At 70.5% G+C, this 25,692-nt stretch carries 21 protein-coding genes and 1 riboswitch; of the genes, 10 read left to right on the top strand and 11 right to left on the bottom strand.

Going from position 1 to position 25,692, the window contains the following annotated elements; all coding sequences use genetic code 11:
* Positions 1–11: 11 nt before the first annotated feature.
* The 4 genes from DKM19_RS32690 to DKM19_RS53105 form a co-directional block, all read right to left on the bottom strand.
* Positions 12–773, bottom strand: a complete 762-nt coding sequence (locus DKM19_RS32690; protein WP_239513703.1) for a sirohydrochlorin chelatase — start codon at positions 771–773, stop codon at positions 12–14.
* Positions 770–1,501, bottom strand: a complete 732-nt coding sequence (locus DKM19_RS32685; protein WP_089206395.1) for a phosphoadenylyl-sulfate reductase — start codon at positions 1,499–1,501, stop codon at positions 770–772. Before DKM19_RS32685 ends, DKM19_RS32690 begins: the two co-directional genes overlap by 4 nt.
* Before the next feature lie 136 nt (positions 1,502–1,637).
* Positions 1,638–3,320 carry a nitrite/sulfite reductase gene (locus DKM19_RS32675; protein ID WP_110701042.1) on the bottom strand — a complete coding sequence of 561 codons (1,683 nt, stop codon included), beginning with the start codon at positions 3,318–3,320 and terminating at the stop codon, positions 1,638–1,640.
* A gap of 150 nt (positions 3,321–3,470) precedes the next feature.
* Entirely contained in the window at positions 3,471–3,554 is an 84-nt protein-coding gene (locus tag DKM19_RS53105; protein ID WP_364250218.1) for a putative leader peptide, read from the bottom strand.
* A 327-nt stretch (positions 3,555–3,881) separates the two neighbouring features.
* On the opposite strand from DKM19_RS53105, the gene DKM19_RS32670 reads away from it, so the two are divergent.
* The 5 genes from DKM19_RS32670 to rsgA all read left to right on the top strand — a co-directional run bounded on the left by DKM19_RS32670 (position 3,882) and on the right by rsgA (position 9,255).
* A complete protein-coding gene (locus DKM19_RS32670) occupies positions 3,882–4,700 on the top strand; it encodes a TIGR03084 family metal-binding protein (protein ID WP_369990656.1) in 819 nt (272 codons plus the stop codon).
* 33 nt (positions 4,701–4,733) lie between these two features.
* Entirely contained in the window at positions 4,734–5,132 is a 399-nt protein-coding gene (locus tag DKM19_RS32665; protein WP_089206538.1) for a YccF domain-containing protein, read from the top strand.
* A gap of 111 nt (positions 5,133–5,243) precedes the next feature.
* Positions 5,244–6,209 carry a YihY/virulence factor BrkB family protein gene (locus tag DKM19_RS32660; protein ID WP_239513702.1) on the top strand — a complete coding sequence of 322 codons (966 nt, stop codon included), beginning with the start codon at positions 5,244–5,246 and terminating at the stop codon, positions 6,207–6,209.
* 8 nt (positions 6,210–6,217) lie between these two features.
* Positions 6,218–6,297: riboswitch (ZMP/ZTP riboswitch) on the top strand.
* Positions 6,298–6,330: 33 nt separating this feature from the next.
* Positions 6,331–7,587, top strand: coding sequence for a serine hydroxymethyltransferase (gene glyA / locus DKM19_RS32655; RefSeq protein ID WP_110701036.1), 1,257 nt, complete (start codon positions 6,331–6,333; stop codon positions 7,585–7,587).
* Positions 7,588–8,136: 549 nt separating this feature from the next.
* Entirely contained in the window at positions 8,137–9,255 is a 1,119-nt protein-coding gene (gene rsgA, locus DKM19_RS32650; protein ID WP_110701034.1) for a ribosome small subunit-dependent GTPase A, read from the top strand.
* A 100-nt stretch (positions 9,256–9,355) separates the two neighbouring features.
* Here rsgA and DKM19_RS32645 read toward each other — a convergent pair whose 3' ends face one another.
* From DKM19_RS32645 to DKM19_RS32630, 4 genes are all read right to left on the bottom strand, one after another.
* A complete protein-coding gene (locus tag DKM19_RS32645) occupies positions 9,356–9,670 on the bottom strand; it encodes a WhiB family transcriptional regulator (protein WP_012893126.1) in 315 nt (104 codons plus the stop codon).
* Between the two features lie 104 nt (positions 9,671–9,774).
* On the bottom strand, positions 9,775–10,713 hold the full coding sequence (locus DKM19_RS32640) for a sucrase ferredoxin (protein WP_110701032.1): 939 nt from the start codon (positions 10,711–10,713) through the stop codon (positions 9,775–9,777).
* A gap of 692 nt (positions 10,714–11,405) precedes the next feature.
* Entirely contained in the window at positions 11,406–12,938 is a 1,533-nt protein-coding gene (locus DKM19_RS32635; RefSeq protein ID WP_110701030.1) for a glycerol-3-phosphate dehydrogenase/oxidase, read from the bottom strand.
* Positions 12,935–13,528, bottom strand: a complete 594-nt coding sequence (locus DKM19_RS32630; RefSeq protein ID WP_110701028.1) for a TetR/AcrR family transcriptional regulator — start codon at positions 13,526–13,528, stop codon at positions 12,935–12,937. Before DKM19_RS32630 ends, DKM19_RS32635 begins: the two co-directional genes overlap by 4 nt.
* Positions 13,529–13,574: 46 nt before the next feature.
* Between DKM19_RS32630 and DKM19_RS32625 the strand changes: the two genes are divergently transcribed.
* The gene (locus tag DKM19_RS32625) at positions 13,575–15,176 is read left to right on the top strand and encodes an FAD-binding oxidoreductase (RefSeq protein WP_110701026.1); all 1,602 of its coding nucleotides are present in this window, start codon (positions 13,575–13,577) and stop codon (positions 15,174–15,176) included.
* A gap of 109 nt (positions 15,177–15,285) precedes the next feature.
* On the opposite strand, the gene DKM19_RS32620 is transcribed toward DKM19_RS32625, so the two are convergent.
* Positions 15,286–15,696 (bottom strand): thioesterase family protein, encoded by a 411-nt coding sequence (locus DKM19_RS32620; protein WP_110701024.1) that lies wholly within the window; start codon positions 15,694–15,696, stop codon positions 15,286–15,288.
* 231 nt (positions 15,697–15,927) lie between these two features.
* Between DKM19_RS32620 and DKM19_RS32615 the strand changes: the two genes are divergently transcribed.
* From DKM19_RS32615 to DKM19_RS32600, 4 genes are all read left to right on the top strand, one after another.
* Complete coding sequence (locus tag DKM19_RS32615) at positions 15,928–17,592, top strand: serine/threonine-protein kinase (protein ID WP_162641945.1); 1,665 nt, start codon at positions 15,928–15,930, stop codon at positions 17,590–17,592.
* 39 nt (positions 17,593–17,631) lie between these two features.
* Positions 17,632–19,140, top strand: coding sequence for a metallophosphoesterase (locus DKM19_RS32610; protein WP_110706158.1), 1,509 nt, complete (start codon positions 17,632–17,634; stop codon positions 19,138–19,140).
* A 36-nt stretch (positions 19,141–19,176) separates the two neighbouring features.
* The gene (locus DKM19_RS32605; RefSeq protein ID WP_110701020.1) at positions 19,177–20,775 is read left to right on the top strand and encodes a bifunctional 3'-5' exonuclease/DNA polymerase; all 1,599 of its coding nucleotides are present in this window, start codon (positions 19,177–19,179) and stop codon (positions 20,773–20,775) included.
* 107 nt (positions 20,776–20,882) lie between these two features.
* Entirely contained in the window at positions 20,883–22,139 is a 1,257-nt protein-coding gene (locus DKM19_RS32600) for a GNAT family N-acetyltransferase (protein ID WP_204358348.1), read from the top strand.
* On the opposite strand, the gene DKM19_RS32595 is transcribed toward DKM19_RS32600, so the two are convergent.
* Together DKM19_RS32595 and DKM19_RS51080 are read right to left on the bottom strand one after the other, a co-directional pair.
* Positions 22,090–23,517, bottom strand: a complete 1,428-nt coding sequence (locus tag DKM19_RS32595) for an MFS transporter (protein ID WP_239514497.1) — start codon at positions 23,515–23,517, stop codon at positions 22,090–22,092. The genes DKM19_RS32600 and DKM19_RS32595 overlap by 50 nt on opposite strands.
* Before the next feature lie 78 nt (positions 23,518–23,595).
* Complete coding sequence (locus DKM19_RS51080; protein ID WP_204358347.1) at positions 23,596–25,662, bottom strand: serine/threonine-protein kinase; 2,067 nt, start codon at positions 25,660–25,662, stop codon at positions 23,596–23,598.
* Positions 25,663–25,692: the final 30 nt, after the last annotated feature.

Below are 25,692 nucleotides of genomic sequence, written 5' to 3'. Positions count from 1 at the left end.
CCCGCAGCGCCTTAGGCCGTCGCGAAGCTCTTCTCCCGCTGCACGGCCTGCTCATAACGTTCGAGCAGCACGGTCGCGAGCTCCGGGGCGGCGCCGAGCACGTCGGCGACGACCTCGGCGCCCGCGGCCAGGGTCGTGGCGCGGATCTTGTCGGCGAAGTAGCCAGGGGCCAGCAGGTAGGGGGCCACGACCACGCGCGGCGCCCCGGCCTCGACGAGCCGCCGAACCTCCTGCTCGGGGGTGGGTTCGGCGGCCGAGGCGTAGGCGGGGGTCACCGACCACCATCCGCGCAGCCCGGCCCACTCCCGGGCGATCCGGGCGACCGTCGCGTTGGCGCGCCCGTCACTGGAGCCGGCCGAGACCAGCACCACGGCGGTGCCGGGGTCGCCGGCCTCCACCCCCGCCTCGGCCAGACGCCGCTCCAGGGCGGTGACCAGCAGCGGGTGCGGGCCCAGCGTGGCGCCCCTGTGCACGCGCAGCAGCGGCCGGCGGGCCGTCGCCTCGGCGAGCGCGCCGGGGATGTCCACGCGGCTGTGGTAGGCCTCGGTGAGCAGCAGCGGCAGCACCACGGCCTCGGCCAGCCCGGACAGCGCCGTTCCGAGCGTCGGGGGAGCGTGGTCGAGGTAGGCGGTGCGCACGGGGATCTCCGGGCGTGCCCGGCGCAGGAGGTCGAGCAGGCTCTCCACCGTCGCGGCGGCGCGCGGGTCACGGGACCCGTGCGCCACCGCGATCAACGGGATCGTGGGCGCGGTGCCGGGGGCACGCCACGTCATAGATGCAGACCGCATTCCGTCTTGCCCAGTCCGGCCCAGCGACCGCTGCGCGGGTCCTCTCCCGGAGCGACCTGGCGGGTGCAGGGGGCGCAGCCGATCGAGGGGTAGTTGTCGTAGTGCAGGGGGTTGATGAGCACGCCGTTGTCGGCCATGTAGTTGTCGACGTCTTCCTGCGTCCACGCGGCGATCGGGTTGATCTTCACCATCTGGCGCTTGGCGTCCCACTCCACGACCTTGATGCCGGCGCGGGTGACGGCCTCGTCGCGGCGGATGCCGGAGACCCAGGCGAGGTACGGCTCCAGCGCCCGGTTGAGCGGCTCGACCTTGCGCAGGTAGCAGCAGAGGTCGGGGTTGCGCCCGAACAGGCGGGGGCCGAGGTCGCGCTCCTGCTCGGCGACCGTCCGGGACGGCTTCACGTCGATCACGTTCACGTCGTAGACCTGCTGAACGGCGTCACGGGTGCCGATCGTCTCGGCGAAGTGGTAACCGGTGTCGATGAACAGCACGTCCACGCCCGGCTTGACCCGGCTGACCAGGTCGATCAGCAGGGCGTCGCTCATGGACGCGGTGAGGCAGAGCCGGTCGCCGAAGGTGGCCGCCGCCCAGCGGATGATCTCAAGGGCGGAGGCGTCCTCCAGGAACCGCGCGGCCGACTCGACGATGTCCTGCAGGTCGAGCGCGCCGCGCTGCTGCCGTAATCCGACTTCGACGTCCACCAGGGTGGTCATGATCGCACTCCGATTCCCAGAAACTTCAGCTTGAAAGCGCGGACACAGGAGCGGCAGTACCAGCCGCCGTCACCTTCGTAGGGTTCGAGATCCTCGTCACCGCAGTAGGGGCAGTGGAAGGGAACCGCTCGCTCGGTCATTTGAGGTCCGCCTCGTCGGCGCGCTGGACCCAGGCGGCGAAGGTCTCGCCCTCGTCCTTCTGCTTCTCGAAGTTCGTGACGACGCGCTCCACGTAGTCGGGAAGCTCCTCGGCGGTGGCCTTCAGGCCGCGGACCTTGCGGCCGAAGCCCGGGTTGACGCCCAGCGAGCCGCCCAGGTGGACCTGGAAGCCCTCGACCTGCTCGCCCTTGTCGTTGACGACGAGCTGGCCCTTGAGGCCGATGTCGGCGACCTGGATGCGCGCGCAGGAGTTGGGACAGCCGTTGACGTTGATGGTCAGCGGGTCCTTGAAGTCCGGGAGCCGCTGCTCCAGCTCGTCGATCAGGTTGGCCGCGAGGGCCTTGGTCTCGACGATCGCCAGCTTGCAGAACTCGATGCCGGTGCAGGCCATCGTCTGGCGGCGGAAGGTGGAGGGCTTGACCCGCAGGTCGTTGGCCTCCAGCTCGGCGACGATGCTGTCGACCTGGTCGGGCGCCACGTCGAGGATGACCATCTTCTGCTCGACCGTGGTGTGCACCCGGTCCGAGCCGTGCCGCTCGGCGATGTCGGCGATCATGTGCAGCCTGTCGCCGTCGAGGCGGCCGACCTTGGGGGCGAAGCCGACGTAGAAGTTGCCGTCCTTCTGCTTGAAGACGCCCACGTGGTCCCTGCGCCCGCCGCGGGGCTGCTCGGGAGCGGGGCCGTCGGGCAGGGCGTAGCCGAGGTATTCCGTCTCGAGGATCTCCCTGAACTTCTCGGCGCCCCAGTCGTTGATCAGGAACTTGATCCGGGCCCGGTGCCGCAGGCGGCGGTAGCCGTAGTCACGGAAGATGCCGATCACGCCGCCGTAGGCGGGGGCGACCTGCTCCGGGGTCAGGAAGACGCCCAGCCGCTTGGCCAGCATCGGGTTGGTGGACAGGCCGCCGCCCACCCACAGGTCGTAGCCCTTCTCGCCCTGCTCGTTGACGACGCCCACGAACGCCACGTCGTTGATCTCGTGCACGGTGCAGTGCGCCGGGCAGCCGCTCAGCGCGGACTTGAACTTGCGCGGCAGGTTGGAGAACGCGGGGTTGCCGATGTAGGTGTCGTAGATCTCGCGGATCAGCTCGGTCGGGTCGATGAGCTCCTCGGTGTCGATCCCGGCGAGCGGACAGCCCAGGATGACGCGCGGGGTGTCGCCGCAGGCCTCGGTGGTGGACAGGCCCACCGACTCCAGCCGCTCCCAGATGTCGGGGACGGCCTCGATCTCGATCCAGTGGAGCTGGATGTTCTGCCGGTCGGTGACGTCCGCGGTGCCCCGGCCGTAGATGTTGGAGATGTCGGCGATGACGCGCAGCTGCGCCAGGTTGAGCCGGCCGCCGTCGATCCTGACCCTGAGCATGAAGTAACGGTCGTCGAGCTCCTCCGGCTCCAGGATCGCGGTCTTGCCGCCGTCGATCCCGGGCTTGCGCTGGGTGTAGAGCCCGTACCAGCGCATCCGGCCCCGCAGGTCGGCCGGGTCGATGGAGTCGAAGCCGCGCTTGGAGTAGATGTCGATGATCCGCTGACGGACGTTGAGCCCGTCATCGTTCTTCTTGTTCTCCTCGTTCTTGTTCAGAGGCTCGCTGTAGCCGAGAGCCCACTGACCTTCGCCGCGCGGGCGCTTGTGGTGGCGGTTGGCAGGCCGGGCCGGGGTCGTCATGTGCGCGTCCTTTTGTTGCTCGATGGAATGATTTCCGGACACGCACAGGCGGCACCTCCCGCCTCATCGTTGAGTGCGGGGGTCGTTGGTTACTCAAACGAGGACGCCTGTTACGCGGCCGAGCTGGATGAAATCAGCAGAGGGCGACGATTAACGGACGTCACAACAGATGGCACTGCGGACACGCAGAAGGTCGACGTGGCGTCGCACGACGAGCAATGGGTCCACTGGCATGTCTACGACGATACCTTGGTGGCCCGAGATGTCCAATGTCCGGTCCAGAATCTGGACGGAAACATGGTCTTAACCTCACCGGTCGCCGCCCGACGCCGCCCTAGCCTTGTCGGGGCCAGGCCAGCGGTGTCTCCCTGGGGCCCTCGGCCTCCTCGGGGGCCTGGTGCTGGCAGTCGCACCACGAGCCTCCCCGGCACCCGTCGTGCCTTCGCTGCTTGCACTCGTCGCAGATCACCCTTCCATTGTGCGACTCCGGGTGGCTGTTCCTTCCAGAACATCCCTCGGTTACTCTTTTCTAGCCGTGACCGGGGAGGCACCGTGGGCCTGATGGACGAGCTGCTGGCGGATCTGCGCGCCGAGACCGCCGAGCTTGACGCCATGATCCGGGGACTCGACGCGACCGCCTGGGAGCTTCCCACCCCGGCCGAGGGCTGGGCCGTACGAGACCAGATCAGCCACCTCGCCTGGTTCGACGACGCCGCCACCACCTCGGCGACCGACCCCGAGGGTTTCCGCGCGGCCCTGCCCGCCTTCCTCGCCCGCGGGCACTCCGGGGTGGACGAGCTCGTCGTCGCCTCGCGCGGCCTCACCGCCGACCAGGTCCGCGACTGGTTCCGCACGGCCAGGGCCCGCAGCCTGGAGGCCTTCGCCCGGCTGGATCCCCGGACCAGGCTGCCCTGGTACGGGCCCGACATGTCGGCGGCGTCCTTCGTCACCGCGCGGCTGATGGAGACCTGGGCCCACGGGCAGGACGTGGCGGACGCGCTCGGCGCCGCGCGGGCGCCGAGCGCCAGGCTCAGGCACGTGGCGATGCTCGGGGTGCGCGCCATGCCGTACGGCTTCGCGATCCGCGGTCTGGAGCCGCCCGCGCGTCCGGTGCGGGTGGAGCTGACGATGCCCAACGGGTCACCGTGGTCGGCGGGCCCCGAGGACGCGGAGGACGTGGTCGCGGGGACGGTGCTCGACTTCTGCCTCCTGGTGGTCCAGCGACGCCACCTCGCCGACACCTCCCTGGAGGTGCGCGGTCCGGCCGCGGAGGCCTGGACGGCGGTGGCCCAGGCGTTCGCCGGGCCACCGGGCAAGGGGCGGGCGCCCCTGGGATCGGGGGGCTCCTCCTCGGGGATCTCTCAGGGGCGCACCCGATAGAGCCGGTAGGGCGGGGTCTGAGATGCTTTGATCATGCGGACCCTGTTGAACGTCATCTGGCTGGTGTTCGCCGGCATCTGGCTGGCGCTCGCCTACGTCCTCGCGGGCATTATCTGTTGTGTCCTGATTATTACGATTCCATTTGGTATCGCGTCATTCCGGATCGCGGCCTACGCGCTGTGGCCCTTCGGCCGGACCGTGGTGCGCGACCCCGACGCGGGTGTGCTGTCCCTGGTCGGCAACGTGATCTGGTTTGTCGTGGCCGGGATCTGGCTGGCGATCGGGCACGTGCTGACCTCGATCCCCCTCTTCCTGTCGATCATCGGCATCCCCCTGGCCATCGCGAACATCAAGCTGATCCCGGTCTCGCTGCTGCCGCTGGGCGCCCGGATCGTCGATGTGAACGAGGCCGAGGCGTTTTATCGCAGGTAGTCCGGTTAGCTGACCCGAAATCCGATTGTTTGGTCTGGTTGGCCGACACGAGATTCGATCGTTGCGGGCCGGACTCGTGATCAAGCGTGGCTAGGAATACCGTTGTGTGGCATGACGTCCACTGATGCCTCGGCGCAGCGGCCCGGACCCAAGAGGCGCTCACCGCGTGGGCGCAGGGCCAGATTGCGCGCCGGACTCTCCTGGGTCCGGGGGACGGGCACCTGGGCGCTGGTCAGCGCCACCACGAACGCGGGCGTCGCCTACCGGGTCACCGGTCTGGCCGGTGAGGCGGCCTTCTTCGCGCTGCTGTCGCTGCCCCCCTTCGTACTCGGCCTGATCGGCGTGCTCGGCCAGCTCACCAAGATCTTCGGTCCCGAGACGGTGAAGGACGTCAGCGTCTGGATCGAGACACAGGCCCACCTGCTGTTCACCGACAACGCCGTCGACACCGTCGTCACCCCCCTCATCAAGGACGTGCTGAAGCCCGAGAACAAGGTGTCGCTGATCTCCCTGGGCTTCGTGCTGGCGCTCTGGTCGGGCTCGCGGGCACTGTTCGTCTACGTCGACCTGATCTCGGTCGCCTACGGGCTCGGCGAGGAGCGCGGCATCATCCGCACCCGCCTGATGTCCTTCGGCTTCTATCTCGCGGGCCTGCTGATCGGGCTGGTCGTCATGCCCGTGCTCGTCCTCGGCCCCGCGGCGCTGCGGAGCGCGCTGCCCTACGACTACGCCGTCCTGGTCGACATCCTCTACTGGCCGGTGGTCATCATCGGCTCGGTCTGCTTCCTCACCCTGCTCTACCACGTGAGCGTGCCGGTCCGTACGCGCTGGTGGCGGGAACTGCCGGGGGCCGTGCTCGCCCTGATCATCTGGATCGCCTGCGCCGCCGTGCTGCGCGCGGTGCTCGCCGCCTGGTTCTCCCCGGTCTCCATCTACGGCTCGCTCGCCGCGCCGATCGCGATGCTGCTCTGGCTCTACATCACCGCGCTGGCGGTGCTCATCGGAGCCATACTCAACGCCGAGGTGGATCGGCTCTGGCCCGCCGGCGGAACAAGTCGCGTCGGCCGCAGCGGGTAGTCCGCTATCGTCTAAACCGTGACTGGCGCATTGGGTGGAACGACCACCGGGGAGCGAATGGCGGAGGCCGTGCGCCTGGGTCTTCGCCCGTTGTCAATGATGACAGGGGAGTGCACGCGGCATGAGTTCTCTTAACAGCGTCGATCCACAGATTGCCGAGCTCATCAAGGCGGAGGAGCGGCGCCAGGCCGACACCGTCAAGCTGATCGCCTCAGAGAACTACGCCTCCAAGGCGGTCCTCGAGGCCACCGGCACCGTCCTCACGAACAAGTATTCCGAGGGCTATCCGGGCAAGCGCTACTACGAGGGCCAGCAGGTCATCGACCAGATCGAGACCCTCGCCATCGAGAGGGCCAAGTCGCTGTTCGGGGTGAACCACGCCAACGTCCAGCCCTACTCGGGATCTCCCGCGAACCTGGCGATCTACCTGGCCTTCCTGAAGCCGGGCGAGACCGTCATGGGCATGGGCCTTCCGTTCGGCGGTCACCTGACCCACGGCTGGTCCGTCTCGGCCACCGGCAAGTGGTTCAACCCGGTCCGCTACGGCGTCCGCCAGGACACCGGCCGCGTCGACATGGACGAGGTCCGCGAGATCGCGCTGCGCGAGCGTCCCAAGCTGATCTTCTGCGGCGGCACCGCGATCCCGCGCACGATCGACTTCCCGGCCTTCGCCGAGATCGCCCGTGAGGTCGGGGCGGTGCTCGCCGCCGACATCGCGCACATCGCCGGCCTGGTGGCCGGTGGCGCCCACCCGTCGCCGGTCGGCCACGCGGACGTCATCTCCACCACCACCCACAAGACCCTGCGCGGTCCCCGGGGCGCCATGCTCATGGCCACCTCCGACGAGCACGCCACCGCGCTGAACAAGGCCGTCTTCCCCGGCCTGCAGGGCGGCCCGCACAACCACACCACCGCGGCCATCGCGGTGGCGCTGAAGGAAGCGGCGACCGACGAGTTCAAGGACTACGCCCGCCAGGTCGTCATGAACGCCCAGGCGCTGGCCGAGGAGCTCAACGGCCGGGGCTTCGACCTGGTCTCCGGTGGCACCGACAACCACCTCATCCTGTTCGACCTGACCCCCAAGGGCATCGGCGGCAAGCCCGCCGCCCAGGCCCTGGACAAGGCCGGTCTGGAGACCAACTACAACAGCGTGCCGTTCGACACGCGTAAGCCGTTCGACCCCTCCGGCATCCGCATCGGCACCGCCGGCGTGACCAGCCGGGGCATGGGCGTCGCCGAGATGCGTCAGATCGGCGCCTGGATCGACCAGGTCGTCAGCGCCGTCGCCAAGGGCGAGGACGAGGCCAAGCACGTCATCACCCGCGTCCACGGCGAGGTCACCGAGCTGACCTCCCACTTCCCGGCCCCCGGCCTGTGAACTGATCCGGCCTGGCCTGTGAGCTGATCCACCCGGCCCCGGGACCGACGCGTCCCGGGGCTTCGTGTTGCCCGCCCTCGGGCGGGGAGATCCCGGCGGAGCCGTCGGTGATATCCCCGTCCGCGCGCTTCATCTCCGCCTGTGTGACGTGCCGTATGCTCCCGCGCCGTGTTTCGCCGGACGCATCGTGCTTCACCGGGCGTGCTGTGTTTCACCGGACGCTCCCACGGTGTATTCCGCCGGACGTTCTCAGGCGATGATTCACCGATGCCCCGATTCGCGGGACGCTTCCGCGCCGATTCGCGAGGCGATTCCACGCGGTGTTTCGCCGGAGGTCACGACGCGCCCAGGGCGGATATCGGCTTGCGCGGAGTGGGTGGTGCTGCGCTAAAGTTCAGGCGGAGACGCCATTCGGCAGATGAATGGTCGCGAACTTTGGAGGTGAGGACTATGCGGGTTGTTCTGGTGAGCCTGCCGTCCATCAACCTCCGGGTGCCCGCCTAGCCGACTTGCGACAGGGCACCCGGCTTTCCAAAGGGTGTATCCACGTTGTCTTCGCCAATCGGCTCTGATTCTTCCGTTCTCTTCTCGCTCGGCTGGAACGACGCACTCGCCGCCGAGCTTCCCACCGGCCTGATCCCCGCCCGGGTGACCCGCGTCGACCGCGGCGCCGCCGAGGTGCTGTCCGCCGACGGTCACTTCCCGGTCCATTACAGCGCCCACGTACGACGGGCGGCCGCCGCCGACCCGGTCGACCTGCCCTGCGTCGGGGACTGGGCCGCGCTCCGCAGGCTGCCCGAGGGCCGCTTCGAGCTGGAGGCGCTTCTGCCCCGCCGTACCGCGTTCGTGCGCGGCGGCGTCGGCAGGGTCTCCAGGGGCGGTCTGTCCGGCGACTCCCAGGGGCAGGTGCTCGCCGCCAACGTCGACGTCGTGTTCGTCGCAGAACCCGCCCTGCATGCCACCGACACCGCCGACCTGGGCCGGATCGAGCGGCTGCTCGCGCTGGCCTGGGAGAGCGGGGGCCTCCCCGTGCTGCTCATCACCAAGTCCGACCTCATCGGCGAGGGGCTGGACTTTCTGATGGAGGAGGTCGCGACGGTGGCGCCGGGGGTGGACGCGCACGCGATCTGCTCCATCACCGGCGAGGGGGTCGAGATCGTCCGCGGTTACCTGAAGGGCACGCGCACCGCCGTGGTGCTCGGCGCTTCGGGTGCGGGCAAGTCCACCCTCGTCAACGCCCTGGCGGGGGAGGCGGTGATGGAGATCCAGCAGGTGAGGGCCGGCGACGGCCGCGGGCGTCACACCACCGTGCACCGCGAGCTCATCCCGCTCGAGGGCGGGGGTCTCATCATCGACACGCCCGGTATCCGCCGCATCGGCCTGTACGACATGGGCGAGGGCGTGGACATGGTCTTCTCCGACCTCGAGGCGCTCGCCGACCGGTGCCGGTTCGCCGACTGCCGTCACGACAGTGAGCCGGGCTGCGCCGTACTCGCCGCGATCGAGGACGGGACGCTCCCCGAACGGCGGCTGGAGAGCTGGAGAAAACTCCAGCGCGAGGCCACCTGGATGGCGTCCAGGAGTGATGCGCGGCTCCGTAAGGAGCTGCAGAACAAGTGGAAGATCATCCACAAGGAGATGCGGAGGCCGGGTCGTAACCGTCCTTAACGTCTAAGGCCGGGCACGACGGACCCCACACAACAACGTGTGATCTCGCAAGGGGAATACGCGAGATCACACGTGGGGGAAAGCCGGGTGGAGGTACTGCTCAGGCGACGGCACTAATGCCGGCGCTGGCGGCGCGGCGCATGCGACGGCGACGCTCGGAGGCGCGCTCGTCCTCGTTCAGACCGCCCCAGGTGCCATACTTCTCCGGGCGGGAAAGCGCGTAGTCGAGACACTCGGCGCGCACGGGGCACTGGGCGCAGATGGCCTTGGCCTTACGCTCGCGAATGTCACGCTCGGGCTGACGCTCGCCATCGGGACCGAAGAAGAGCACGAGGTCCTCGCCCCGGCACGCGGCGTCATCCTGCCAGCCCCAGCTGGGCCGAGGCCGGGCGGTCTGCCGACGTACCTGAGACATGAGAAAACCACCTTACAGTGAGAGGTATTTCGGGTTGATGCCGCATTGGACGTTTATGACGTCCCTGAGTCCAACGCCTGGATAGGCCGTGATGTTCCCTCAGGTCAGGTCAGTGCGGACGGGGCATACCGCACAGGTTTTATCCTGTCCAGCGTGACCAGCCGATAGGTAGTGATCGTGTCAGCACAAGCCGTACCACATGGCGTTGTTAGCGTCATGGGTTCGACCACTACCCGAAAACGAGCGTCACTACCGCGCACCAATGCCTCGGTAATGTCGCCGTCCAACCTGGAGGACTCCACGGCCACTCCGCCAACCGACAGCTCACCCGTATGAATACGGACGAAATGCTCGGCGGCTTGCAATGGCTCAGGGGTGCCTGAGCGTCCCCGGAAACGGTCGAGGATGACCTCGCCGGACCGGTACGCATCGGCTGCCGCGATCGCGGCAGCCTGAGACATGCTGCCGTAGTAAAGCCCGTGTGGCAAGCACACGAGGTTGGCGGCGTATCGATCGCCGCCAACATGTGATGTTTCCCATACTGTGTCCGGCAACATTTTTGCCAAGGACCGAGCGAGGGGTAGTCCAATGCGGGCGCAGCACGCGTTGCGCTTGGCATGCGTGCAGACCAGAAAAACCGGCTCACTCACAAGTATGCAGGACTCCGGGACCACTCCGGCCACCACGTTGTCAAGGTCAAGATCGTCTGGACCTGCGATGACGCCCTCGGCGATCCACGGTTCGGGGCCCGTGGAGTTGGCGACCATGACGTGAATGCCGGTGTTTGTGGGGTTTCGTCGCCCGGGTCGACGGATCAGTTGAGCCCGGATTCCGAGGCTTGTGGCCCGTTTGATAAGGGTGTGTATGTCTTTGGGAAGCAGGCAGTCCTCAAGGTAGGCCGCCCAGGGCCCGGAATGCTCGATGAGCAGCCAGAATCGGGCGCCGACGGTCGCGCTGGCGAGAACCGGCAGATCGCCGGTATGGCAGCCCGAAGGGTGCATGCAACCCTTGACCGTCGTATCCGAAACGCTCCCCGCGGCCACGCTCTCCCCCTCTAATTCGACTTAGGTAAGACTAACCTAATCGGTAGCGGGTGGTGCCGAAGGGGTGACAGAGCACTGGAGTGGCTGAATCCTTATGCCCCCCGGCGGCATCCCGTCAAGGGGGCGGCCCTCCCTGGAACCGCGCCGGATACGGGCCCGCCTTCCCGGAGAAGGGTGCCGCCCCCATCGACCGCCGGCTCCGGCGGTCACGCCGCCTGTGGGTTCGCTGCCAATAGATCCGAACCGCTTGCGGATCAGGTGCCAGGCGGGCCCGCCGGGATCCGCGGATTCGCTGTCAAGGAGTCCGCGTGGCCTGCGGGTTCGCTGTCAATGAGTCGACGTGGCCTGTGGATTGGCTGTCAATGAGCCCGCATCGCTTGCGGGTCCGCCGTCAATGGGCCCATGCCGCTTGCGGGTCTGCTGTCAATGGGCCCATGCCGTTTGCGGATTCGCCGCCACCTGAGTTCGCGTGTTCTGCGGGTTCGCTGTCAACGGGCCCGTATCGCTTGCGGATTCGCGGGCATCTGGATTCGCGTGTTCTGCGGGTCTGCTGTCAATGGGAGCGCATTTCTTGCGGGTTCGCTGTCAATGGGTCCATACCGCTTGCGGATTCGCCGTCATCGGGATTCTCGCCGTCGGCGGATCGCCGGTGTGTCCGCCGCCGGGGATTCGCGATCTCCGTGGACTCGCCGTCAATAGGCCAGGGCCGCCCGCGCCGCGGGAAGGGCCGCCTCGCGATCCTCGGGGACCAGGCCGATCCGGGTCCGACGGTCGAGGAGGTCGGCGACGTCCAGCGCTCCCTCGTGCCTGACGGCCCAGACGAGCTCGGCCCCGGTGATCCCCGTCGGTCCCGGCTCGGCCAGCCCGGGGTCCTGTGCCATCAGCGCCAGCACGGCCTCGGCCTCGCTCCCGTAGCGCTCCAGCAGCCGGTCCGGCACATCGGGTACGGAACGGGCACCGGGGACGCCGCCGCCCGATGCGGCGCCCGTACGAGCGCCGACCAGGGGCAGCCGTGCCGTACGGCACGGGCCCGCGCCGAGGCGCCCGAGCGACACCACCCGGTCCACCGCGTCCTCGGCCATCCGCCGGTAGGTGGTCAGCTTGCCGCCCACGATCGTCACGACTCCGCTCGGGGACGTCAGCAGCGCGTGTTTCCTCGACAGGTCGGCGGTGCGTCCCCCGGCGGCCAGCAGCGGCCGGAGCCCGGCATAGGTCCCGGCCACCTGCGCGCGTCCGATCGGTACCTCCAGCACGGAGTTGAGCACCTCGAGCAGGAACGTCACGTCCTCCTCCGGCACCTGTGGAACGTCCGGCACGGGACCGTCCACCGGCTCGTCGGTGAGGCCGACGTAGACGCGGCCGTCAGGCTGGGGGAGCACCAGCACGAACCTGTTGCCCTCGCCGGGGATCGGCACGTGCATCCCGGCCGCGAGGCCCGGCAGGGTCTCGGGGCGGAACACCAGGTGGGTGCCGCGTGAGGGTCGCATCCGGATCTCCGGGTTCAGCTGGGCGGCCCAGGCCCCGGTGGCGTTGATCACCGTCCTGGCCCGGATCGTGAAGGCGTCCCCGGTGAGCTCGTCGCGGACCCGCGCTCCGTCCCCGGCCAGCTCCAGCGCCCGGCAGCGGGTCAGGATCCTGGCTCCCCGCGAGGCGGCCGTCCTGGCCAGGGCGACCACCAGGCGGGCGTCGTCGACCAGACGCCCGTCCCAGGACAGCAGGGCGCCGCGCAGCCCGTGCGGGCTCAGCGGCGCGGCGAGGGCAAGCGCCTGCCCGGCGGAGATCCGCGACGGGCCGGGCAGGAGGCGGCGGGGCGTGTGCGCCGCCGTTCGCAGCCCGTCGCCGAGCCGGTATCCGGCCATCACGACCGCCGCCTGGCCGCGGGAGACCGACGGGACCAGCGGCAGGATGTACGGGTGGGCCCTGACCAGGTGCGGTGCGGTGTGCCGGAGCAGGACGTCGCGCTCCACCGCGCTCTCGTAGGCCACCGCGATCTGGCCCTTGGCCAGGTAGCGGAGCCCGCCGTGGATCATCTTGGAGCTCCACCTGGAGGTGCCGAACGCCAGGTCGTGGGCGTCGATCGCGGCGACGGACAGGCCTCGGGAGGCGGCGTCGAGAGCCGCGCCGGCACCGGTGGCGCCCAGCCCGACCACCAGCACGTCCACCACGAGGTCGCGGACCTCGGCGAGCTCCCGCGTGCGGCGGGCGGCGTTGAGGGAGGAACTCATGGCCTCAGATACCTCTCCAGGATCGTGGCGAGTTCGGCGTCCAGGCCGCCCGAGGTGAGGGGGGCGCCGGGGTTGTCCCGGGCGAGGGGGGCCAGCATGGTCGAGCCGGAGATCAGGAACGACTGGGCGGTCAGCAGCACGACCCTGGCCAGCGTCGCGGGGTCACCCGGCCGTACGGCGCCCGACCGCTGACCCCGCTCGATCGCCGCCTCGATCAGCGCGAGCATGGCCTCCTGGCTGGATCCCCGGCGCTCCGTCAGGTACGGCAGGAGCAGCTCGGGGTCCACTTCGACGATCTTGCGCCAGAGCGGGTGGTCACGCAGCGCCCGCACCACCGCGACCGCCGCGGTGACCGGGTCCTCGGTGGCGAAGCCGTCCGCGACGAGCATCCACTCGCGGGTCATCAGGTCGGCGACGAGGCTGCGCACGTCGGGCCAGGAGCGATAGATCGTCATCCGGGACAGCCCGGCCCGGCGCGCCACGTCGGTGAGCGTGGTCCGCCTCACCCCCACGGCCAGGATCACCTCGCGAGCGGCGTCGAGGACGAGCTCCTCGCTGCTTGCAGTCGTATTGTGACGAATAGACGGCATATGTCACAGTGTAGAGGTGGAAACTCCGACGAGCGCCGCCGAACCCATGCTCTGGTCCGGCTGGGGTGACCCCGCCAAGGCCACGGCCCTGCCCGAACCGCTCCGCAAGCTGCTCCAGGATCTGCTGGGCGTACGCGCCCCGGAGACCCCGGCCGCGAGCTTCGGCGAGGTGCGGCTGGCCCCCGTGGCACTCTCACCGCTCGTTCTCGCCGAACTGCGCGCCGTCGTCGGCGACGGCCACGTGCGCTCCGACGACGACGCCCGCATCCGGCACACCCGGGGCAAGTCCACCCCCGACCTGATGCGCATGCGCGCGGGAGACGGCTCCGACGCGCCCGACGCGGTGGTGCTGCCCGGCTCCCACGCCGACGTGACGGAGCTGCTGCGGCTCTGCGCCGCGCACCGGGTCGCGGTGGTCCCGTTCGGCGGCGGCACCTCGGTCGTCGGGGGCCTGGTCGCCACCAGGAACGGCTTCGCGGGGGTCGTCGCGCTGGACCTGGCGCGGCTGAACCGGCTGATCTCGGTGGACGCCGAGTCGATGACGGCCGAGATGGAACCCGGCCTGCGCACGCCGCAGGCCGAGCAGCTGCTGGCCACCCGCGGACTCACCCTGGGCCACTTCCCCCAGTCGTACGAATACGCCACCCTGGGCGGCTTCGCCGCCGCCCGCTCCAGCGGCCAGGCCTCGGCGGGGTACGGCCGGTTCGACGACATGGTCGTCGGCATGACCGTGGCCACCCCGCGCGGCACCCTCGACCTCGGCCGCGCGCCCAAGTCCGCGGCGGGGCCCGACCTGCGCCAGGTGATCCTCGGCTCCGAGGGCGCCTTCGGCGTGATCACCTCCCTGCGCCTGCGGGTCCGGCGCGCCCCCGCCCGGCGGATCTACGAGGGGTGGCGGTTCGCGTCGTTCGCGGCGGGCTCGGCCGCACTGCGGCGCCTGGCCCAGGAAGGCCCCGTGCCCACCGTGCTCCGCCTGTCCGACGAGACAGAGACGATGATCGGCCTGGCCAGGCCGGGCGAGCTCGGCGGCCTGGCGGCGGACGCGGGCTGCCTGGCCATCGCGGGGTACGAGGGTTTCGAGGAGGTGACGGCGCAGCGGGAGCGGGCCGCCGCCGTGCTGTCGGAGTCCGGCGGCGTCCACCTCGGCACCGAGCCCGGTGAGTCCTGGGCGCACGGCCGCTACTCCGCCCCCTACCTGCGCGACTCCCTGCTCGCGGTGGGAGCCACCGTGGAGACGCTGGAGACGGCGGGGTTCTGGTCCAATCTCCCCCGGCTCTACGACGCCGTACGGCTCTCGCTCCAGGGCTCCCTCGGTTCGCCCCTGGTGATGTGCCACATCTCCCACGTGTACGGCACGGGCGCCTCGCTCTACTTCACGGTCGTCACGGCCCAGAGCGGAGACCCCCTCGCGCAGTGGGAGACCGCCAAGCGGTCGGCCGGCGAGGCGATCGTCGCGGCCGGGGGCACGATCTCGCACCATCACGGCGTCGGCCGCGACCACCGGGAGGCCTACGCCGCCGAGATCGGCGAGCTGGGCGTGGAGATCCTGCGCGGCATCAAGGACCGGCTCGACCCGCGGGGCATCCTCAACCCCGGCGTACTGATCGCCCAGGCTCCGGCCGCCCAGCCGGGCGTCTCCGAGCCCTGACCGGGTTGTTGCGGGGGCGGTCACCGTTCCCTGGTCGCGGGGGAACGGCCGACGTCGTCCGCGGGGCCGCCGAAAGGCGATCACCCCGGGTTGGGCGTGCGGGAGGACGTCAACCGGCCATCACGAGTTCTTGCATGGCCTCGCGCAGCGGACCCGGGATCTCGGCGGGACGCCGGGTCTCCCGGTCGACGAACACGTGGACGAAGTGGCCCTCGGCCACGACCGTCTCGCCGTCCTCGCGGAACAGCCCGAGCTCGTAACGGACGCTGGAGCGGCCCAGGCGGCCGATCCTCAGGCCGATCCTGATGGCTTCGGGGAAGGTGACCGACGCCCTGTAGACGCAGTGCGACTCGACGCACAGTCCGATGGCGTCCCCGCCGTGGATGTCCAGGCCCGCGGTCCTGATCAGCCAGGTGTTGATCACGGTGTCCATCAGCGAGTAGTGGACGGCGTTGTTGACGTGGCCGTAGACGTCGTTGTCCTTCCACCTCGTCGGAACGGTCTCCCAGTAGGCGTACACGGTAGAACCATATTCCAGAGCGGCTCCGGGGGAGCCCCCGGCCGAGGCGACCCGTCTTCTCCGGCGGCTGGAGGCGCCGGAAGCGGAGGGAAGGGCGATCGGGACCGTCCGGGGAAATGGCGCGCGGTCGATTCGAGCGATTTCCGGCTCGTTCGTTCCGCTGGAAACGGGGTCATTCAGATGGGAATTCGCATTCCATCGGATGATTCATTCGATCTAGGATCGTCCGGTGTGACGGCATACGGACTCCCCACCGTGCTCAATCTCGAACCCGCCGACCCGACCGAGCTCGGTCCCTACCGCATCGCCGGACGCCTGGGCAGAGGTGGGATGGGCACGGTCTACCTCGCGGAGGGGCCGTCGGGGCCGGTGGCGATCAAGGTGATCAACCAGGGTCTGACCGCCGACTCGCAGTTCGTGGTGCGGTTCAGGAACGAGGTGGCCGCGGCGAGGAAGGTCAGCCGGTTCTGCACGGCGCCGGTGCTGGACGCCCAACTGGACGAGGAGCCGCTCTGGGTCGTGACGGAGTATGTGGCCGGGCCCAACCTCGCCCAGATGCTGCGTGACCGCGGTCCGCTGGACGGGGCCAACCTGGAGGCGCTGGCCGTCGGGGTGGCGCTCGCGCTCAGCGCGATCCACGGTGCGGGAATCGTCCACCGCGACCTCAAACCCGCCAACGTGCTGCTGTCCCCGCTGGGACCGAGAGTGATCGACTTCGGCATCGCCCGTGCCCTGGACGCGGGCTACGGACAGACCGCGACGGGCCAGTTCCTCGGCACCCCCGAGTACACGGCCCCCGAGCGGATCATCGGCGAGAAGGCCGAGGGGGTCCCCACGGAGCCGCCGGGGCCGCCCGCCGACATCTTCGCCTGGGGCTGCGTGGTGGTCGCCGCCGCGACGGGCGAGTCCCCCTTCGCCTCCCGCAACCACTTCGGGGCGTTCCAGCGCGTCCTGAACGACGTCCCGAACCTGGACGCCCTCGATCCGAATCCGAAACTGCGAGACCTGGTCGAGGCGGCGCTCAACAAGGACCCCGCGCTCAGGCCCACCGCCGAGGCCCTGCTGTCCGGGCTGGTCGGGCAGCATGACGCGAAGGACACCGCCAAGGTGGTCCGCACGGTGCGGCTGAACCTCACCGGCCTGATCCCGAGGATCACGGACAACCAGAGCCCGGCGGAGCCGTCGCGTGGGCGGCGTCCGATGGTCGCGGCCGGTGCGGTGGCCGGAATCCTCCTGGCGGCGGTGACCGCCGTGCTCGGGATCCGCATGCTCTCCCAGGGGCCGCCCGCGAGCACCGACGTGCTGTACCAGGACGATTTCGCCGCCGACGACTCGGGCTGGTACAAGGACGCCGGGACCCGGTTGGACACGCCCCACGGCTATACCGGGGACGGCCGCTACACGATGTCCACCGACGGCTCCACCCCCTCACGGACGAACGGCGCGCCCGTCAACGCGGAATCCCCCGAGGGCGCGCTCGTCACGGTCCGGATCGGCATCACCAGTGGTGAGCCCTACTCCGGATGGGCCGGTGTCTACTGCGACTACTCGCCTGACGACACCCACGCCTACTACTACACCCTGGAGATCCGTCCCGACGGGCGCGCGAGGATCCACAAGGCCACGGACACGACCGGGTGGGACATGACGCCGGACATCCTCGTGCCCGATTTCCGCAAGGAGAAGGCGCTGCTGCGGGCCGAGTGCTCCCGGGACGGAGGCGAGATGCGGCTGGGGTTCTGGGTGGACGACCATCTCGTGGCGGAGGTCGTGGACGCGGAGGCGGGCGGGGCCACCGGCAAGCCCCGGTTCGGACTGTCCGTGGCGAAGCGTTCGGGGGCGTCCGAGGAGACCCGGGCCTACTTCGACGACTTCGAGATCGACCGCCTTTCCTGAAGGCGCACATGATCCTAAAAAGACGGTAAAAATGTGGTCATGGTTGATGTCGGTCAGGCCGCGGAACGCGGGCGTGAGGTCTCCTCCCGGGTCTCGGAGGAGGGAGCGGGCTGGTCCTGTGTCCAGGTCGGCACCTTCAAGGATCTGAGGCCCAACCAGGAGACCTTCACCTGGTTGAGTCCGCGCACGATCTGGAGGTCGAGGAACGAGGTCCTCGCGGCCCTGTTCGGCGACCCCTCCGGGCAGGTCCGGGCACGCTGGGTGGGCTCCCAGCGCGACCGGGGCGTCGATCCGTCCTTCCGCATCCCGATGGACGTCGGCCCCGAGTTCTCCTTCCTGGTCCTCGGCGACACGGGGGAGGGCGACGCCTCGCAGTACGCCGTGGTGCCGGGCATGCTCAAACTGGGCCAGGACACCGCCTTCGCCGTCGTCGCCAGCGACGTGATCTATCCCACCGGGTCCGCGAACGAGTATGAGGACAAGTTCTTCCGTCCCTACCAGGACTATCGGGCGCCGATATACGCGATCCCCGGCAACCACGACTGGTACGACGGGCTCGGCGGCTTCATGCGCGTCTTCTGCGACGCCCCCGCGCTGAAGGCGGAGCGCCAGGGGTTCAAGCTGTCGCCCTCGGGACTGCGCGGGCTGCTCTGGCGCAAGCCGGAGACGATCGACGAGGACCGGCTGGTCAAGGCGCGCGAGCGCAGGGCGCTGCCCGAGCAGCAGGTCGTGCAGCCCGCCCCGTACTGGGCGATGGAGACTCCCGGCCTGCTCATCGTGGGCGTGGACACCGGGATCCGCGGCGACCTCGATCGGGAGCAGGCCGACTGGCTGCGCGAGGTCTCCCGGGACCCCCGGCCCAAGGTGCTGATCACGGGCAAGCCCATCTACACCCGTAACGACTACAAGCCGTCCGCGCTCGACGGCGGCGGCACGATCGACGACATCGTCGTCGACCCCGCGAACAACTACGTCGCGGCGATAGGCGGCGACGTGCACAACTACCAGCGCTTCCCGATCAAGGTGGGCGATCGGACGATCCAGTATTTCGTGGCGGGCGGCTCCGGGGCCTTCATGCACGCCACCCACACCACCCCCAGGGTCACGGTCGGCGGCCTCCACGAGGACGACTACAAGTGCTACCCGCTGCGCGGCGACTCGCTGTCGTTCTACAGCAGGCTCTACAGCGAGCGGCTGCGCATGCGCTGGCTCTACCTCACGCCCGAGGAGGGCGTGGCGCTGATGTCGGAGCAGATCGGCAACACCCCGCCCAGGGACATCCCGCCCGTACGCATCACCGCGCGGATGAGGTGGGCGGCGCGGATCCTCGGCGGCCGGTCGATGCCGTTCCGGCTGCCGGTGGGCAAGGTCTTCCACCGCTACCTGTCGGAGCTGTCCGACTGGGACACCCCGCCGTTCTTCAAGAGCTTCCTGCACATCTCCGTGACGCCGGAGGCCCTGAAGATCCGCTGCTTCGCCGCAACCGGATGCCTGCCGCAGGAGATCGAACCCCCGCTCGAAGACGAGGTCGTCATTCCGCTCGTCTGATCGAGAATGTCGGTGTCTCGTGGCAGTCTGTGACGTATGCATGTGGCAGTCGCGGCCGGTCCCGATGGCGGAGGGGTCCTGCGTCCCGAGGGCCGGGACGCCAGGTCCGTCACCGACCTGGCGGCGGCGGTGCGGGAGCTGGAGGAGACCAGCCACCCGCGCTGGGTCTGGACGGACACGCGGGAGATCTACCCCGCGCTCCTCGGCGCCGGCGTGCGGCTGGCGCGCTGCCACGACCTGGCGCTGACCGAGGGCCTGCTCCTCGGATACGAGGGGCGCTACGGCGAGCCCCGGTCGGCCCAGGCCGCGCACGCCCGGCTGCACGGCCTCCCGGTGCTCGAGGAGCACCAGGGGCCGCAGGCGCGGCAGGCCACGCTCTTCGAGGAGGAGGCGCCGCCGCCCGACGCCGATCTGGTCGCGGAGGTCCACGCCGACCAGCTCCGGCGGATCGAGGCCGTCGCCGACCCGCACCGGTTCCGGCTGCTGGTCGCCGCCGAGTCGGCCGGAGCGCTGATCGCCGGGGAGATGGAGCACGAGGGCATGCCCTGGCGGCAGGACGTGCACGACGAGCTGCTGACCGGCCTGCTCGGTCCGCGCCCGGTGCACGGCATGCGGCCGTCCAAGCTCCAGGCACTGGCCGACCAGGTGTCGGCGGCCTTCGGCATGGCGTTCAACCCCGACTCCCCGCAGCAGATCGTCAAGGCCTTCAAACTGGCGGGCGTGCCCGTCGCCTCCACCCGGGCCCACGAGATCAAGCAGGTGGACCACCCGGGCGTCGCGCCCCTGCTCGCCTACAAGGAGCTGGCCAGGATCTACAGCTTCCACGGCTGGGTCTGGGCCGACCAGTGGGTCCGCGACCACCGCTTCCGGCCCGAATACGTGGTGGGTGGCGTCGTGTCGGGCCGGTGGGCCACCAACGGCGGCGGCGCGCTGCAGATCCCCAAGGTGATGCGCAAGGTCGTGGTGGCCGACGAGGGCTGGACGCTCGTGGTCGCCGACGCGGCCCAGCTGGAGCCCCGGGTCCTGGCCGCGATGGCCGGTGACGGCGGCCTGGCCAGGGCCGCCGGGCAGATCGACCTCTACCAGGCGCTGGCCCAGCCGTTCGGCGGCGAGCGCGACAACGCCAAGATCGCCATGCTGTCGGCGATGTACGGCGGGACCAGCGGAGACGCGCCCAAGTTGCTGGCCGTCATGCGGCAGCGCTTCCCCCGCGCCTACCAGTTCGTGGAGGACGCCGCCCGGTCGGGGGAGGAGGGCAAGCTGGTCCGTTCCTGGCTGGGCCGCACCTGCCCGCCGCCCTCGGCCCGCTGGCGGGAGCTGGTCTCCGGTCCCGACGGGAACCGGGCGGCCCGTGACCGGGGCCGCTTCACCCGAAACTTCGTCGTCCAGGCGACGGCGGCCGAGTGGGCGCTCACGCTGATGGCCGTGCTGCGCGGGCTGCTGCCCGACGCGGCCAGGCTGGTGTTCTTCCAGCACGACGAGGTGATGGTGCACTGCCCCGCCGAGGCGGCCGAGGAGGTCGTCGTGGCGGTCGGCAGGGCCGCCGAGGAGGCGACCAGGCTGCTGTTCGGGCCGACCCCGGTGCTTTTCCCGATGGAGGCCGTCGCGGTGCGGTGTTACGCCGACGCCAAGTGAACCGCCGGGGACGGGTCGCTCGGACGGCGAAGAAACCCATGGACGAGTTGCTCGGGCGGTGAAATAGTCCCGGAATGATCGCGGCTGCCCCTTCATCGCCCGTCCCGTTGGCTGATGGCCTCGTCCTGAGAGAGGCGCGCCCGGCGGACATCGAGCAGATCGGCGCGCTCCTCGCCGAACGAGGCGAGCCCGACGACACCCTCGACCACCGGCTGGTCGTGACGGATCCCGACGCCGGCTGGCCGGCCTGCGCCGTGGTGGTCGACGGCGACCGGGTCGTCTCCACCGCGACGCTCCTCGACGAGGAACTGCGCATCGCCGGGGTGCGGCTCCCCGCCGGACAGGTCGAGCTGGTCGCCACGGACCGGGAGTACGAAGGGCGCGGGCTCGTACGAGAGCTCATGCGGTGGGCGCACGACCGCTCCGCCGCCCGGGGCCACGTCGTACAGGCGATGATCGGAATCCCGTACTTCTACCGCCTGTTCGGTTACGAGTACGCCGTCGACATACCGCCCGTGCGGGCCGTGCGCACCGTACCGGCCGACGACGGGGCACCGGCGTTGCGGGCCGCCCTGCCTGCGGACATCCCGGCGATGGCGGAGCTGCAGGACCTGACGCAGAGCCGGTTCGACGTGGCCATGCCGCACTCGGCGGCGTGCTGGCGGTGGCTGCTGGCCCACGAGGCGAGCACCGTCTGGGTGGTGGAGCGCGACGGCGGTGTCGTCGCCACCGGGCGTACCACGCCGCCGGATGACGAGGTGCTCCTGGCCGAGGCCGCCGCGCTCGACGAGGCGGCGGCGCGGGAGCTGCTCCGTGGCGTCGCAGCCCTCACGCCCGGCGGGCAGGTACGGGTCGTCGAGCGGGCGGGCACCGTGGCCGCGGCGGCGTGGCACGGGTCTCTCGCCGACGGGCGGCGGACGCAGGCGGAGCAGTACTACATCCGGATCCCGGACGTGGCAGCGCTGCTGGACCGGTTGCGGCCGGTGCTGTGGCGCCGTTTGGCCGCGGCCGGGATCGACCGTACCGGCCGCGACGTCGTCGTCTCCACGTTTCCACGTTCGGCGCCCACTACCGGATCCCGGTCCTCGCCGACCACCTCGGCGCGGTCACCGCCGGCGGTGCGATGCAGGCGCCAGGGGTCGTGGGCGGCGCCGGGGTGGCACCCGACCACCTGCCCGCGCTGCTGTTCGGCCCGCACGGGATCGACGGGCTGTCCCGGATGCGGCCCGACGTCTACTCCGGCTCTGACGGCGAGCTGTTCCGGGCGCTCTTCCCGCCGCTCACCGCCGACGTGCTCAGCTACTACCTGCCGTACTAGCGTCGTGATCCGATGTTCCCGGTCACCGCCAGCCACACCCCGGTGATCGTCACCATGACCGCCACGGCCGCGCCGAGCACGCCGTAGGACAGGTTGCCGACGATCACTCCGGCGACCACCGTGCCGGTCGCGCCGCAGATGTTCATCGTCAGGTCCGACAGACCCTGCACGGCGGGGCGGTGCCGCAGCGGAACGGCCTCGCTGAGCATCGCCGACCCGGAGATCAGCCCGCAGGACCAGCCGACGCCGAGCAGCGACAGACCGGCGGTCACCTGTACGACGTCGTGCGGTCCCGCCCCGCCCGCCAGGACGGCGGCGGCCAGCAGCAGGCACATGCCGAGCATCGTCACCTGGATCCGGCCGATCCGGTCGGCCAGCCAGCCGACCACGGGGGAGAAGATGTACATCCCGGCGATGTGCAGGCTGATCACGATGCCGATGACCGTGTAGGTCGCGCCGCCGTGGTCGAGGTGGACCGGGGTCATGGACATGACCGACACCATGGCGGTGTGGCTGACCGCGATCGTGATGAGCGCCCGCCGCGCGACCGGCGTATCGCGCAGGGCCCGCCAGGCGGTGCGCAGCGTGCCCTCGCCCTTCGCGGTGGAGGCCGGCGCGGCCGGGGCCGGTGCGTCGAGAGCCGACGTGGAGGGGGCTGCCGCGGTGGAGTCCGACGGGTTGAGGGCGGACGCGGCCGGGTCCCGTCCGGGGAGGGCCCGCGCCGCGGAGGCCGGTGCGGTGGGAGGCGGCGGGGTGGGGGGCGACGCGGCGAGCGCGGCCGAGCGGGCCAGCAGCAGCGGGTCGGGGCGCAGGGCGATTCCGAGGATGACCAGCGCGACCGCGAAGGTGAGCAGGGCGAGGACGAAGGGCCCGGTGTCCGGGGCCAGGCCGAACGCGCGGCCGAGATGCTCGGCCGGTCCCGTGAGGTTCGGACCGGCGACCGCGCCGATCGTGCCCGCCCACACCACCCACGACAGGTGCCGGGCCGAGTGCCCGGGGGGAGACAGGTCGGTCGCGGAGTAGCGGGAGGCCAGGTTGCCCGCGCTGGCCCCGCCGAACAGCACCAGGCCGCCCAGCAGCAGCGGCCACGAGGCCAGGGAGATGGCGAGCGCCGCGATCAGGGAGCCGATCAGGGCGCACCCGTAGGCCAGGGTCAGCCCGGCCCGGCGTCCGCTCCCGCCGGAGGTCCTGGCGGTGGGCAGCGCGAGCAGGGCGGCGCCCAGCACCGTCGCGGTTCCGGCCAGTCCGCTGATCGCCGTCGAGCCCGAGAGCCTGGCGACGACCAGCGAGCTGAGGGAGAGCCCGACGGCGACTCCGATCCCGCTGGAGATCTGCGTGGCGGACAGGACGGCGAGTGTCCGCCGCTGCACGGCGGCGATCGACATCACATCTCCGGAGGAGACATCGGGGTTCGCCGGAGTCATGGTCACGAGTGAAGTCTGCCATCACTCGTGACACAACCGGGAGGATTATTCCGCCGGGGCCGGCTGGCCGAGGATCGTTCAGCCGGTCAGGGTGAACGTGCTGAAGAAGGTGTCCAGGACGTCCGAGCTCTTCTCCCACTCGAGATCCTGCGCCCTGAAGGTGATCTCGTAGGCGGTCTGGCCGCTGACGGCGACGTAGCGGGTCAGCCCGTGCATGGGGACGCCGTTGGACTGGGAGTAGGTGTACTCCCAGTCGGCGGCTTTCCACGCGCGGTACGGCACCGCCGTCACGCCGACCTCGATGTACTCCTCCAGGCCCTCCTTGTCGGCCCGGCCGAGCGCGGTCACGGGGTCGGCGACGGGGACCTTGGTGACGACGATGTTCTGCCCGCCGGTCTTCGGCTCGGAGAAGACGATGGCTCCGCCGGTCCCCGTCTTCACCGTCCAGCCCTCGGGCACCGCGCCGGAGACCCCTCCCGCTTCCAGCGCCTTGAACCCGTCCGGGACCTCGCCGGGCTCCTCCGACGGCGGCTCGGCACCGGCGGTCGCGGAGCTCGCCGGGGAGGGAACCGCGGTGGTCGCGGTGTCCGTGGCGTCGTCGCCGGGCAGGAAGACGAGCAGCACGATGACCAGGACGGCCAGCACCCCGACGCCGCCGAGCAGCAGCAGGCGAAGTCGCGGGCGGCCGTCGCGGTTCCGGCCTCCGTCGTTCGTGAGACGGCGGCTCCTGCGGTCGCCGGACCGGCCGGGCGAGGTCAGGCTCTGGGAGTCCTGCGCGCTGTCGCGACGGACCGGGGCGGATGGGGCCGCGGTGGGCCACAGTCCGGCGCCGGAGGCGTTGCCGGGGAAGCCACCCGAGGAGTCGGACGGCGCGTCGGGCACGTTGCGTTCGAGGCCGGCCGTGGGGATGCGCAGCGAGTCGTAGCCGCGCTGGTGCCCGCCGGACGGACTGGAGACGTCGTTCGGCGGGCCGCCCATCGGAGGCGCGGAGTACATGGACGGATGGGGCGCGGCCAGCTGGTCCGTGCGGTGCGTGCCCGAGGGGCTGGACAGCGCGTCGTAGGGCATCGGGTAACCGCCCGACGAGCTGGCCGCGGGGTCGTAGGGCACCCGCACCGGGCCCGAGGGCGTTTCGATGATCCGCGAGGGCATCGGGCCGGACGGCGACTCCAGCGGGGGCATCATGTGCATCGGCACGGGCTCGCCGGGGGGCGGCATCGCCGGAGGGTGCGGCGGGCGCGCCCGGTTCGGGGTGCTGGAGCCGTGGCTGAGCAGTATCCGGTCCAGCAGGTCCGACACCTGGGCGGCGGACATCCGGTCGGCGGGGTTCTTGCGGAGCAGTCCCTCGAGGACCGCGACCAGGGCCCCCGCCCGTTGCGGGCGGGTGGGCTCCTGGGTGAGGATCGCGCCGAGCACGGCCATCGAGTCGGAGCCCTCGTACGGCGGGCGTCCCTCGACCGCCGCGTACAGCGTGGCGCCGAAGGACCACAGGTCGGCGGCCTGCGTGATCCGCTGGCCGGACAGTCGCTCCGGCGGGATGTAGGCGGGGGAGCCCATGAGCATGCCGGCCTGGGTGATGGTGGAGTCACCCTCTATGGCGGCGATGCCGAAGTCGGTGAGGATCACCCGGTCGGAGGTGAGCAGCACGTTGCCGGGCTTGACGTCGCGGTGCATGATCCCGGCGGCGTGGGCGTGGCGGAGCGCGTCGAGCACCCGGACACCGATCTCGGCGGTCTGGACCACGGGCAGCGGCCCGCTCTGCCGTACGGCCTGCTCCAGGGACCAGGCGCGGACCAGCTCCATCACGATCCAGGGGCGGCCGTCCTCCTCGACGACGTCGTGGACGGTGACGATGCCGGGGTGACTGAGCCGCGCCGCCGAGCGGGCCTCGCGCAGCATCCGCTGGTGCGCCACCTGCTTGCCCGCGTGATCCATCCCATAGGGGAGGATCAGCTCCTTGACGGCCACATCCCGGTCGAGCAGGACGTCGTGCGCATGCCACACCATGCCCATTCCGCCACGGCCCACCGGTGACATCAGGCGGTAGCGTCTGCCCACCAGCCTGCCCTGGCCTTCCGGCGCCGTCCCCGGGGCGCCGTCGCCCTCCGGCCCCTGGGGGGCTTTGCCGAGCAAGCGATCGGTCATCGGACCCCGTTCCCCTAAACCAGTTCCGTT

The sequence above is a fragment of the Streptosporangium sp. 'caverna' genome (assembly GCF_003203775.1).
Lineage (GTDB): Bacteria > Actinomycetota > Actinomycetes > Streptosporangiales > Streptosporangiaceae > Streptosporangium > Streptosporangium subroseum.
This window is presented reverse-complemented; position numbering and strand designations above follow the sequence as displayed.

Bases quoted from the DNA above. Each gene is read 5' to 3' on its own strand.
- DKM19_RS32635 (WP_110701030.1), bottom strand. From the start codon at position 12,938: ATGAGTTCCTCCCTCAACGCCGCCCGCCGCACGCGGGAGCTCGCCGAG.
- DKM19_RS32605 (WP_110701020.1), top strand. From the start codon at position 19,177: ATGCATGTGGCAGTCGCGGCCGGTCCCGATGGCGGAGGGGTCCTGCGT.
- DKM19_RS32670 (WP_369990656.1), top strand. From the start codon at position 3,882: ATGGACGAGCTGCTGGCGGATCTGCGCGCCGAGACCGCCGAGCTTGAC.
- DKM19_RS32645 (WP_012893126.1), bottom strand. From the start codon at position 9,670: ATGTCTCAGGTACGTCGGCAGACCGCCCGGCCTCGGCCCAGCTGGGGC.
- DKM19_RS32690 (WP_239513703.1), bottom strand. From the start codon at position 773: ATGACGTGGCGTGCCCCCGGCACCGCGCCCACGATCCCGTTGATCGCG.
- DKM19_RS32685 (WP_089206395.1), bottom strand. From the start codon at position 1,501: ATGACCACCCTGGTGGACGTCGAAGTCGGATTACGGCAGCAGCGCGGC.
- DKM19_RS51080 (WP_204358347.1), bottom strand. From the start codon at position 25,662: ATGACCGATCGCTTGCTCGGCAAAGCCCCCCAGGGGCCGGAGGGCGAC.
- DKM19_RS32595 (WP_239514497.1), bottom strand. From the start codon at position 23,517: ATGACTCCGGCGAACCCCGATGTCTCCTCCGGAGATGTGATGTCGATC.
- DKM19_RS32625 (WP_110701026.1), top strand. From the start codon at position 13,575: ATGCTCTGGTCCGGCTGGGGTGACCCCGCCAAGGCCACGGCCCTGCCC.
- glyA (WP_110701036.1), top strand. From the start codon at position 6,331: ATGAGTTCTCTTAACAGCGTCGATCCACAGATTGCCGAGCTCATCAAG.
- DKM19_RS32630 (WP_110701028.1), bottom strand. From the start codon at position 13,528: ATGCCGTCTATTCGTCACAATACGACTGCAAGCAGCGAGGAGCTCGTC.
- DKM19_RS53105 (WP_364250218.1), bottom strand. From the start codon at position 3,554: ATGCCAGTGGACCCATTGCTCGTCGTGCGACGCCACGTCGACCTTCTG.
- DKM19_RS32675 (WP_110701042.1), bottom strand. From the start codon at position 3,320: ATGACGACCCCGGCCCGGCCTGCCAACCGCCACCACAAGCGCCCGCGC.
- DKM19_RS32660 (WP_239513702.1), top strand. From the start codon at position 5,244: ATGACGTCCACTGATGCCTCGGCGCAGCGGCCCGGACCCAAGAGGCGC.
- DKM19_RS32665 (WP_089206538.1), top strand. From the start codon at position 4,734: ATGCGGACCCTGTTGAACGTCATCTGGCTGGTGTTCGCCGGCATCTGG.
- DKM19_RS32610 (WP_110706158.1), top strand. From the start codon at position 17,632: ATGGTTGATGTCGGTCAGGCCGCGGAACGCGGGCGTGAGGTCTCCTCC.